A 10,116-nucleotide genomic window follows, 5' to 3' on the forward strand; every position below is an offset into this window, starting at 1 on the left:
CCCGTTCAGGCGGCGATCACTCAGGCAGCGAGAACACCGACCTTCACCGCCAACTCGGAGGCACGGCGCCGCCGCTCGGGAGACTTCGCCTCGGTCTCCTCCAGGATGATCCGCCGGGCATAGCCGTTGTAGCGGATCGTCTCGGGCGCGTTCTCGTGAGCCTTCTCCAGGGTGGCCAGCGCGGTTTCGGGCTGGCCGTCGAGCTGGTATCCGCGGGCTTCCTCGATGCGGTGCCGGGCTCGGCGCGGGCGGGAGGGGATGCAGCGGGCGTCGGCCCGGGCGGCCTGCCTCACGCTCTCCCCGCCGGCGTGGAGTTCGACGGCGAGGGTGACGGCGTGGGCTCCCATGACGGCGCGGGAGAAGGAAGTGACGGGATGGTAGTAACCGTCGGGCAGGCGCTGGGCGATGTGGTCGGCCTTGTCCCACCAGCCCCACGCCGCGCCGGTGTCGCCGCGGCGGGCGGCGGTGTAACCCGCGGCGACCTGCAGGGCTCCGGCAATCGCGCGGACGTGGTCGTCCGCGTCGGGCAGTTCGGGCTCGAGGTAGCGCAGGCACTCCATCGTGACGGCGTCGGCGCCGTCGTAGTGACCGGAGTCGCGGTGGGCCTCGGCGGTAAGCCAGGCCACCATGCCCAGGGCGTGGGGGTCTTCCGATTCCTGGGCGGCGACCATGCCGCGTTCGACGACCCGCCACAGCAGCGCGCTGTCGGGCTGGTAAGCCAGGAAGAACTGGCTGAGGCTGTAGACCTCGGCGAGGACGGCTTGGGCGGTGCGTCGCTCGGGTGCGGCATCGGCCTGCCGTACGGCGAGTTGGGCGTCGCGGATCAGACCGGGCAGCAGGGAGCCGAGGACTTCGCGGTGGTTGGGGGCGGAGTGGCGGGCGGCCCAGGCACGGTCGAGGCGGGCGCGCAGGTGCGCGGTGTCCGGGGCCTGGCGGTCGGCGCGGGTGAGGGGGAAGGCGTCGACGGCGGCGCGGACCTCGGGCAGGCGAGGGTGGCCGGGACCGATGAAAAGGGCAGCGGGCATGGACTGGTCCCCGGTCAGGTCGGACAGATCACGGACCCGCAGCACCTCGGCGATCCGCAGGACCATCGGCAGCGGAGGGGTGTGGATCTCCCCACGCTCGACCTGCTTGAGCCAGCTCGGGGAACGGTCCAGCAGGCCGGCCAGGACGGGTCGGCTCATGCCTCGGCGGGTCCGCAGGATGCGCAGACGCTCTCCGAATGCGACGGGTTCCGGGGTGGCATCGGCGATGGACATAACTCCGCCCCCTTCTCTGGGTAGCTCGTCGTCCACAGCGTATGGGGCGGAGCCGTCTTCGTGGGGGGTTGAGCGGTGACCGTGGCTTGTGAGGGCTGCGGTGCGGGCCTTCGAGCAGCCCACCCACGCATAGTGGTGCCGGGGGCGACGGTGCGCTGCGGGACCGGCCGGTCTCCGGGCGAGGGCCGGACGGAAACGGGCGGGCCCCGTGGGCCGGGCCGGTTTCCGCGCGGCCCCGGTGAGGTACCCGGCGGCGCATGAGCACTCCGGGCACCGGGCTGAGTCTGTTCGCCGGCGAGCGGCGCGTCTGGCTGGCCACGTACGACCGCGAGGGTGTGCCGGTGGGCACGGCCACGGCGATCGCCGTGGAGGGCGACCGCGCCTACGTGCGCGCCCACGGCCGGTCGGGCACGGCCGAGCGGCTGCGCCGCCGCCCCGAGGCGGAGATCTCCCCCGCCACCCTGGGCGGCACTCCGGCGGGCGCGCCGATGAAGGTGGACGTGCGGCGGCTGTCGGGCCGCGAGGCCCGGCACGCGGCCGGGCATCTGGCCCGCAAGCATCCCGCGCGGGGTGTGCTGGTGCCGCTGGGCCACCGGCTGATGCTCGACCGGTCGCTGCTGTACGAGCTGCGCCCGGTGGGCGAGCGGTGAGGGTGGCGGGTCCGGCGGCGGACACGACCTCCCGGAGCGCGGCCCGGACCTCCTGCCGGGCCAGGGATCAGGGGTCCGGGCACAGGATTCAGGGCACAGGGCCCGGGGCCGGGTGCTCACGGCAGGAACGGCTGGTACTGCCCTCCCAGCGAGGCGTCCCAGGTCTCGGCGGGGTGGACCTCCCCCGTCGCCGCGTCGACGGCGGCGGTGTGCGTCCGGGACCCCTCCCGCAGCGTCAGCAGCCAGTGGACCCGCCAGGCGCCCTCGTGCCGCACCGCCAGCAGTACGGGCTCGGCCCGTTCGGCGTCCCCGGTCCCCCGGCCGAGGTGCTTCCCGGCGGCCTTCCACGCCCGCTCCTCCGGCACCGTCACCTCGGGCAGCCGGGGCGCCTCCACGTTCCGCGCCACCAGGCCGGTGAGCCGTCCGGCGGGCTCGACCAGCACGTCCAGCCGCTTCGGCAGCAGAACCTCTCCCCGCCGGCCGGTCCAGGTCACCCACCAGCCCGGGGTGCCGTCCCCGGCCTCCTCCGCCTTCTGCCGCTCGACCGCGACACGGGAGCCCTCCAGCGCCCACGGCGCGTACCGCTCGGCGTAGCCGGTGGCTGTGCGCTCGGCGTCCTCGGCCGTCCGCGCGGGGCCGGGAGCGCCGGGAACGGCGAAGGCGTGCCCCTCCTCCACCTCGCCGGGGATCAGGTCCACCCTGAGGCCGTCCCGCTCCGGCCAGTCCACCTCGGCCCATCCCGAGGCGAAGTGCGCCGCCACGGTGCCCGACTCCCCCTCGCCGCGTACGAAGCTCGCGGACTCGACGGAGTAGTGGCCGCCGAAGGCCTCCCGCAGCGCGGTCTCGACGGCCTCGCGCTGCTCGGCCGAGGCGGGGACGTCGCTCACCGTGTGCTCCACCGCCGTCGGCGACATCCACAGCAGCCAGACCCCGCCCAGCAGCACCGCGCCCACCCCGGTGGCGGCCAGGGCACGCCGGCCGGTACGGGCGGGCAGGGCGGTCTCCCGGCTCCTCCCGGCGACGAGGAGCGCGCCCGCGGCGACGCCGGCCGCCGCGCCGGCGGCGTTCGCCACGAGGTCACTGGTGTCGCACAGCCGCGCCACGAACGGGGCGGCGCCCTGGACGGTCTCCACCGCGGCGGAGGTCAGCAGGCCGAGGGCCAGCACGACCACGGGGCGGCGGGTGGCGAGCGTCCCCAGCAGCCCGAAGGGCACGAACAGCCCCGCGTTGAGCCGCCCCTGGACCGTCCGGAACGGTTCCAGGACGTCCCTGTTGACGGTGCACACACCCGACATTCCGCTGCCGTGCGTGGTCCACAGGGTGAGGGCGACGACGCTCACCGCGGAGGCGGCCCACAGCGCGTGCAGGGCCGGGCGCGGGAGACCGCGCCGCCGGGCCCGGTGCCAGACGGCCGCCGCGCAGGCCGCGGTCAGGAGGACCGCGAAGGCGACGAACCCCTCGTGGCCTCGGAAGACGGCGGTGAGCAAGACCGGAACCCCCCTCGGTCGCGCCCGGCCGCGCGGCCAGGCGCATGATCGTTCCGGCTCACCCTAGACCGCGTGGTTCGAACGGCCGGACGATTCAAGCCACTTCGCCGGGCAGACGGACCGGGCGTCGGCTGCCGACACATCAGGAGGAGCCGCCTCCGCGCCGCTTCGAGCGGCGCAGGGCGAGCAGGAGGGCGGCGCCCGCGCCGAGGGCGAGGACGAACCCGAGGGTGCTTCCCTCTCCCCCGCCGTCCCCGTCCCCGGTGGCGTCGTCCCCGGCGGTGTCCGGCTTGCGGTCGCCCGCCTCGTCACCGGCCCCCTCACCGGTTTCGTCGCCGCCGGCCCGGCCCGGTTCCTCCTCGCGCGCGCTCTCGGGGAGTTGCTCCTCGGTCAGGGGCATCGGCCGCACGGGGCTGCGTTCGCCCTCCGTGCCGTACAGCAGGGTCCGGCCGTCCGGTGTGAAGGTCACCGACTCGCCCTGGCGCTGCACCGGCACCGTCAGCCGCCCCAGTTCCCTGGGCCTGCCGTCCTCCCAGGCGTACATGGTCCCGCCGAAGTAGCCGCGCACCGCCAGCCTGGTGCCGTCCGGGGAGAAGGCGGCGTCGGTGGCCCACAGGCCGATGTCCGCGACGCGGGTGAAGGTGGCGGCGCCGGAGGCCGGGAGCTTCTCGGGCCCGGCGTACAGGGCGCCGCCGTCCCTGTGCTTGCTGACGATGTACACCCGTCCGGTGACGGGGTGGACGGCCAGCGACTCGGCGTCGCGCGGGCCGTCGGCGTAGCGCACGGTGTGGCGGGTGGCCTCGACTGCCTGGTCGGCCAGCCGCTCGGGCTCGGCGAAGCGGTAGATCCACACCTCGGGCCACCGGCCGCCGAAGTTGTCGCCGATGTCGCCGACGTACACGTCGCCGTCCGGGCCGACGGAGACGGCCTCGACGTCGCGCGGGGTGATGCCGGCCAGGGTGACGGTGGCGACCGTCTCGCCGGTGCGGCCGTCGATCGCGTAGACGTACGGCCCGTCGTCGCTGTCGTTGTGCGTCCAGTACACGCCGGGGTGGGCGCGACTGGCCGCCAGACCGCTGGACTCGGTGATCCGCTCGTCCTCGATCGTGAAGCCGTCGGCGGCGGGGTCGGCCGCCCAGGCCGCCCCTGCCGCTCCGGTCGTCCCTGCCGCTCCGGCCGTCCCGGCCAGCACGATCACCGTCGCCGCGCCCAGGGCGCGCACAAGCCTCCGCATGGCCCCAAGCCTGCCATCCGCGGGGCCGCCGTCCGCGCGTGCGCGCCCCGGGCGGGCGCCGGTCACCGTGCCGCCGTCACAGCGCCGCCGTCACAGCAGCGGCTCCGGGTGGAGCGGAGCGGCCTTCCGCCCGGGCTCGTCCGCCGAGTCGGCCGAGTCGGCCGAGTCGGCCGAGTCGGCCGAGTCGGCCGAAGCCGCCGGGGTGCCGCAGAACTCCGCCTCCACGGCGGCGGCGGCGTTCACGGGGATCCCCTGGGCGTTGAGGTTGAGGGCCAGGGAGTGCCGGCCGTCCCGGGTGGTGAGGGCGAAGGAGGCCGAGCCGGGGATGCCGCCGCTGTGGCCCCACACCTGCTCGCCGCAGGACAGCTCGCGGGTCTGGAGTCCCAGACCGTAGTGGTCGGAGCCCTGCTCGCCGGTGGGGACGGTGTCCAGCATCTCGGCCATGCTCCCCCCGGACAGCAGCCTGCCGCTCATCAGCGCGCGGACGAAGCGGTTGAGGTCGTCCACGGTGGAGACCATCTCGCCGGCCGCCCCGGCCGCGGAGGGGTTGAAGTCGGTGACGTCGGTCAGCTCCCCCTCCGGGCCGAGCGGGAGGTAGGCCCGGCCGTGCGGGCGCGGCATCGTCGCCCGGGTGCCGGGCAGTTCCGTGGCGCGCAGGCCGAGCGGGCGCAGGACGCGGCGCTCGATCTGGTGCGCGTAGGAGTCGCCGGTGACGGCCTCGATCACCATGCCCGCCAGGACGTAGTTGGTGTTGGAGTAGGACCAGTCGGTGCCCGGGGCGAAGTCCGGTTCGTGCGCCATGGCGATGCCGACCAGCTGCTCGGGCGTGTAGGTGTCGTAGCGGTGCTTCTCGAAGTCCTTCAGCAGCCTTCTGTTGAACTCCTCGTCCGAGGTGTAGTCGAAGATCCCGCTGGTGTGGTTCAGGAGCTGCCGGAGGGTGACGCGGCGGCCGTCGTGCCCGTTGCCGCGCACCACTCCGGGCAGCCACTCCTCCACCGGGTCGTCGAGGTCGAGCCGTCCCTCCTCCTGGAGTTGCAGCATGACGGTGGCGACGAAGGTCTTGGTGATGCTTCCGACCCGGAAGCGGTCCGGGCGGATCCGCGGGCGCTCGGTGTCCAGGTCGGCGACGCCGGCGGAGGCGGTCCAGGTCCTGCGCCCGTCCCGCGTCTGGACGAGCACTCCGGGGACGCCCGCTTCCACCATGTCGTCCATGGCCTGCCGGAGCGCCGCGCGGTCTCCTCCGTGGTGCCCGCCCCGGTGCTGCTGCCGCTCGGCGGTGTCGGCGGACGCGGCGGGTCCGGGGGCGGAGGACCCGGAGGCGGAGGCGGCCGCCGGGACGGCGGCGGTCAGGGCCAGGGCTGTGGCCACGGCCAGGGTGACCGGGGCGCGGAGGCTTCTCCTGCTCAAGGGGGTTCCCCTCTCCTGTCGGCGGTGCCGTGCGCGGACCGGGCCGCACGGCACCCCGGAGGACGGGCGGGAGGGCCGGACCGTTGAGCCGCCGCCGGACGGTTGGGCCGGTTCCGGCCGTTCTCCCGCACCCCCGGCGGACGACTCCCCCGGTCGGCGGCGCCGCGTCAGGTGCGGGGCTCCCAGCGGAACCTGCGGAACGCCACCCAGGCGAACAGCGCCGCCCACACCGCGTCCAGCACGATCCGCACCGGCACCTCGGCCATCGAGAGCTGCCCGGTCCACCCGGAGCGGATCAGGTCGACGGTCGGGGAGAGCGGGGCGTACACCAGCGCGTCGCCGAGTGCGTCCGGCAGCACCTCGCGGGGGATGTAGACGCCCGAGACCAGCGGCAGGACGAAGATCGCCGGGAGGGTGGCGACCATCACCGACTCCACGGAGCGGCACAGCGCGGCCGTGGCGGCGGCCATCGCGGTCATCAGCGCGACCCCGGTGACCAGCCCGGCGACGGCCGAGAGCGGCTGCCGGGGCGCCGCGCCGAACATCACCGACAGCACCACGGCCACCACGGCGATCTGGGCCACGGTGAGCGCGACGTACATCGAGGCGCCGCCGGCCAGGATCACCGGGTCGGAGACCTCCCCGGTGCGCAGCCGCTTGAGGACGAGCTCCTCGCGGCGGGCCACGTACAGGCCGGTGACGGAGGAGTACAGGGTGAAGATCAGCAGGATGCCGGCGGAGGTGGAGACCATCAGCGGGCCCGCGTCGACGCCGTGGGCGGCGAGGTCCATCTGCTCCTGCACCGAGCGCATGGCCACCAGCAGCATCAGCGGGACGGCGACCGCGAAGACGTAGTTGGCCCGGATCCGGTTGAACAGCTTCCACTCGATGCGGAACAGGGTCCTCATGTGCCGCAGTGCCAGGCCGTTCACGCTTCCTCCCCCTGCTTCGCCCCGATGCCGGCGAGCGCCTCCCCGTCCCGGCCGCCCCGGTCGTCCTGATCACCCCGGTCGCCCTGATCGTCCCGGTCGCCCCGGTCGTCGAAGCCGTCCCGGCCGGCGATGCCGATGAAGGCCTCCTCCAGGGAGGCCGGCCGCGCGGTGAACCGCTCCAGCTCCACGCCCTTCTCCTCGGCCCAGGCCAGCAGCCGGGCGGCGTCCTTCTGGAGCTGCCCGGTGGTGATCGTCACCCGCCCGCCCCGCTCCTCCAGCGATGTGCCGCCGATGGGCAGGTCGCGCACCGTCCACCGGTCGTCCAGGCCGAAGGACAGGGTGGAGGGGTGGTCGGCGACGATCTCGGCGACGGTGCCGGAGGCGGCGATACGGCCCCGGTGCATGATGGCCAGCCGGTCGGCCAGGGACTCGGCCTCCTCCAGGTAGTGCGTGGTGAGCAGGATCGTCGAGCCCCGCTCCCGCAGTTCCCCGATCAGCCGCCAGGTGGCGTGCCGTCCCTCGGCGTCCATGCCGGCGGTGGGCTCGTCGAGGAAGAGCACCTCGGGGCGGGAGAGGGTGGCGACGGCCAGGTCCAGGCGGCGCCTCTCCCCGCCGGAGAGGTTCTGCACCATCACGTCGCGGCGGTGGGAGAGCCCGGCGAGTTCCAGCGCCTGCGCGACGGGGCGGGGCCGGGAGGTCAGCTCGGCCCACATCTCCACGCTCTCCCGCACCGTCAGGTGCGAGACGAAACCGCCCTCCTGGAGCATCGCACCGGTGCGGGGGCGGATGCGGGCCCGGTCGGCGACCGGGTCGAGGTCGCCGAAGAGGCGTACGCGCCCGCGGTACGGGGCGGCCAGCCCCTCCAGCAGTTCGACGGTGGAGGTCTTGCCGGCGCCGTTGGTCCCCAGCAGGGCGAACAGCTGCCCCGGCCGTACGGTGAAGCTCACCCCGCGCACGGCGTCGAACGTCCTCTTGCCGCGTCCGTAGCGGCGCCAGACGTCATGGGCGTGTATATGGCTGCTTTCCGCTTCCGGCATGCGTCCTTCCTCGGTGTGGGGAACCGGGGTGATCCTGTCATGAGGCGGTTCGGGGTCCGCGTATATCCCGTGAATTCTTGGCCACGCCGCCGGGAAATTCAATACCATCGGAGCCACCGGTCATCTCGCCCCAGTCGACAGCGGTCCGAAAAATCCGCACTCGGCGACCGAAGTGAGGCTTACACCCGGAGGTCCGGGGGTGTTCGGCGGTAACCCTCAAATCTTGCTCAGATCGGCGCCCCGGCCGACCAAAGATTCGGCCGCGCGTGTCTACAGTTACCGCGCTGCGTGCGCCTGACCAACGCGCCACGCGCAGTACCCATGCCACAGCCCTTTGCGAAGGGTCCTCGCCGGGGGAGCGTTTTGATGTCGAATGCCGATGTTCAGTGCGAGACGGGCAGCGAGAGAGACAGCGGGAGCGGCAGTGGGAGAGGCGGCGGGAGAGACGCGGAGGCGTTGATCCGTGAACTGCTGCCACTGCTGCGCAGCCGGGCCTCCCGGCTGCTGGGACAGGACGCCGACGACGCGGTGCAGACCGCGTGCCTCAAGCTGCTGAGGTCGTCCGACTCCTGGCTCTCCCATCCCAACCCCGCCGCGTACGCGGTCCGTGCGGTGACCACCGCGGCGTACGACCTGGCCGAGCGCCGGGCGAAGGACACCCCGGTCGACGAGCTTCCCGACCACGCCCACCCCGGCGACCCCATGGCGCAGCGGGAGGCCAGGTGGGAGGTGGGGCGGCTGCTGTCGGCCGTGCCGCGCAAACAGGCCGCCGCGATCTTCCTCGTCGACGTCCAGGACTACACCATCGACGGGGCCGCCGCCGTGCTGGGCGTCCACCGGGGGACGGTCTCCCGGGCCCGGGCGCACGGACTGCGGGCCATGCGGGGGCTGGTCGGGCTGGCCGAGGCCTCCTGAGGGAGCCCGGGAGGAGGCCCGGGGGCGGCGGTCCGGCAGCCCCGGAAAAATTCCCCGCCGGCCGGTCATACACGGGCGGCCTCCCGGAGGTTATCCAGACAGAAGCACGGCGGAGGCCCCGGGGAGGAACCGGGACAGGAGCCGGGGCGGGCCGGAACGAAGGCCCGGAACACCGGCCGCGCCCCGCGTCCCGGGCCGCCCCGGCCGGACTTCCGCCGCACTTCCCGAGACCATTGCGCAAAAGGGGACAGAGGAAACGGAAACGGCCGCGAGAGGCTTCCGCAAGGCGCCACGGGATTTCCACCCTCTCCCGTCGGCAGCCATGCGGCGGTGATATCCCTTTCCGGTCGTCCGGCGATTCCCCCTGCCTCCGGGAGACCGGAGAAGAAGAATTCCCGAAGCCTGCCCGAAAGGACTGGCTGCGGGATGTCCGCAGAACCGAAACGATTCGTCTGAAAGGAGGGACAGCTCATGCTGATCCGGAAGGTGAACGCCGACACGTCCCTGCGCGGGACGCTGGAGCCCGGCGCGCCCCTGGGCGGTTCCGCCCCGGTCATGGCCACCCCGGCTCTGATCGCGACCCCGGTGATCGCCAAGGCCGCCGGCGCCGTGGTCGGCGCCGGCGCGGTGACCGGTGCCGCCTACGTGGCGTACAAGACCGCCACCGGCTGATCCCGGTGAACCCGCCGAGCCGTCCACCGGCCCCGTCCCCCCTGCCGGAGTCCGCGAGGCGTCCGGCGCCGATCGACGTACCCGGGGCCGTGGGCCCGGCGGTCCCCGGCGGCCGCTCTGCTGACGGCCGCCGGTGAGCACAGCCCCGCGTGCCCGGGACCGCTCCCGGGCCCCGGTTCCGGCGGACAGTCGCGTTGCCCGCCGGAACCGGAACACACCCCGATCTACCAGACCAGTGGAGGAAGCACCATGTCCGTGCTCGTCGAGAAGGTCAACGCCGGTGTCGGTCGTCCGGTCGAGGACGAGGCCGCCCCGGTGATGGCGACCCCGGCCGCGTTCGCCGCGGGCGTCGTGGCCGGCGCGAAGGCGTCCGCCATCCTCGTCGCCGCCGCGGGCGTCGGCGCAGCGGTCGCCAACGCTCAGAAGTAAGCACGAGGCGGACCCGGAAGCGACCGGGCGCCGGCGGGGGGCTTCACGGGCCCGAGCCCCCCGCACCGGCCCGGTCCCCTCCGTCCGCCGTGCC

10 protein-coding genes are annotated in these 10,116 nt (G+C 74.2%); 4 read left to right on the plus strand and 6 right to left on the minus strand.

Features of this window, described 5'->3' with window-relative positions; translation table 11 throughout:
* Nucleotides 1–20: 20 nt before the first annotated feature.
* On the minus strand, nt 21–1,259 hold the full coding sequence (locus L7D48_RS07040) for a helix-turn-helix domain-containing protein (protein WP_237878093.1): 1,239 nt from the start codon (nt 1,257–1,259) through the stop codon (nt 21–23).
* Between the two features lie 257 nt (nt 1,260–1,516).
* On the opposite strand from L7D48_RS07040, the gene L7D48_RS29280 reads away from it, so the two are divergent.
* A complete protein-coding gene (locus L7D48_RS29280; RefSeq protein ID WP_305853125.1) occupies nt 1,517–1,909 on the plus strand; it encodes a pyridoxamine 5'-phosphate oxidase family protein in 393 nt (130 codons plus the stop codon).
* Nucleotides 1,910–2,025: 116 nt separating this feature from the next.
* Here the strand turns inward: L7D48_RS29280 and L7D48_RS07050 are convergent, their stop codons facing one another.
* The 5 genes from L7D48_RS07050 to L7D48_RS07070 form a co-directional block, all read right to left on the minus strand.
* Nucleotides 2,026–3,396, minus strand: a complete 1,371-nt coding sequence (locus L7D48_RS07050) for a VanZ family protein (RefSeq protein ID WP_237878084.1) — start codon at nt 3,394–3,396, stop codon at nt 2,026–2,028.
* Nucleotides 3,397–3,538: 142 nt separating this feature from the next.
* Nucleotides 3,539–4,630, minus strand: a complete 1,092-nt coding sequence (locus L7D48_RS07055) for a hypothetical protein (protein ID WP_237878085.1) — start codon at nt 4,628–4,630, stop codon at nt 3,539–3,541.
* A 90-nt stretch (nt 4,631–4,720) separates the two neighbouring features.
* Entirely contained in the window at nt 4,721–6,037 is a 1,317-nt protein-coding gene (locus L7D48_RS07060; RefSeq protein ID WP_237878086.1) for a serine hydrolase, read from the minus strand.
* 167 nt (nt 6,038–6,204) lie between these two features.
* Nucleotides 6,205–6,969, minus strand: coding sequence for an ABC transporter permease (locus L7D48_RS07065; protein WP_237878087.1), 765 nt, complete (start codon nt 6,967–6,969; stop codon nt 6,205–6,207).
* Complete coding sequence (locus L7D48_RS07070; RefSeq protein ID WP_237878088.1) at nt 6,966–8,006, minus strand: ABC transporter ATP-binding protein; 1,041 nt, start codon at nt 8,004–8,006, stop codon at nt 6,966–6,968. The genes L7D48_RS07065 and L7D48_RS07070 overlap by 4 nt, the downstream gene beginning before the upstream one ends.
* Before the next feature lie 456 nt (nt 8,007–8,462).
* Here L7D48_RS07070 and L7D48_RS07075 point away from each other — a divergent pair, with 456 nt between their 5' ends.
* The 3 genes from L7D48_RS07075 to L7D48_RS07085 all read left to right on the plus strand — a co-directional run bounded on the left by L7D48_RS07075 (nt 8,463) and on the right by L7D48_RS07085 (nt 10,022).
* Nucleotides 8,463–8,921 carry an RNA polymerase sigma factor gene (locus tag L7D48_RS07075; protein WP_237878089.1) on the plus strand — a complete coding sequence of 153 codons (459 nt, stop codon included), beginning with the start codon at nt 8,463–8,465 and terminating at the stop codon, nt 8,919–8,921.
* 471 nt (nt 8,922–9,392) lie between these two features.
* Nucleotides 9,393–9,593, plus strand: a complete 201-nt coding sequence (locus L7D48_RS07080) for a hypothetical protein (protein WP_237878090.1) — start codon at nt 9,393–9,395, stop codon at nt 9,591–9,593.
* A 249-nt stretch (nt 9,594–9,842) separates the two neighbouring features.
* On the plus strand, nt 9,843–10,022 hold the full coding sequence (locus L7D48_RS07085) for a hypothetical protein (protein ID WP_093658995.1): 180 nt from the start codon (nt 9,843–9,845) through the stop codon (nt 10,020–10,022).
* The last annotated feature ends 94 nt before the right edge of the window (nt 10,023–10,116 follow it).

The sequence above is a fragment of the Streptomyces sp. ICN903 genome, from assembly GCF_022015835.1.
Lineage (GTDB): Bacteria > Actinomycetota > Actinomycetes > Streptomycetales > Streptomycetaceae > Streptomyces > Streptomyces fenghuangensis.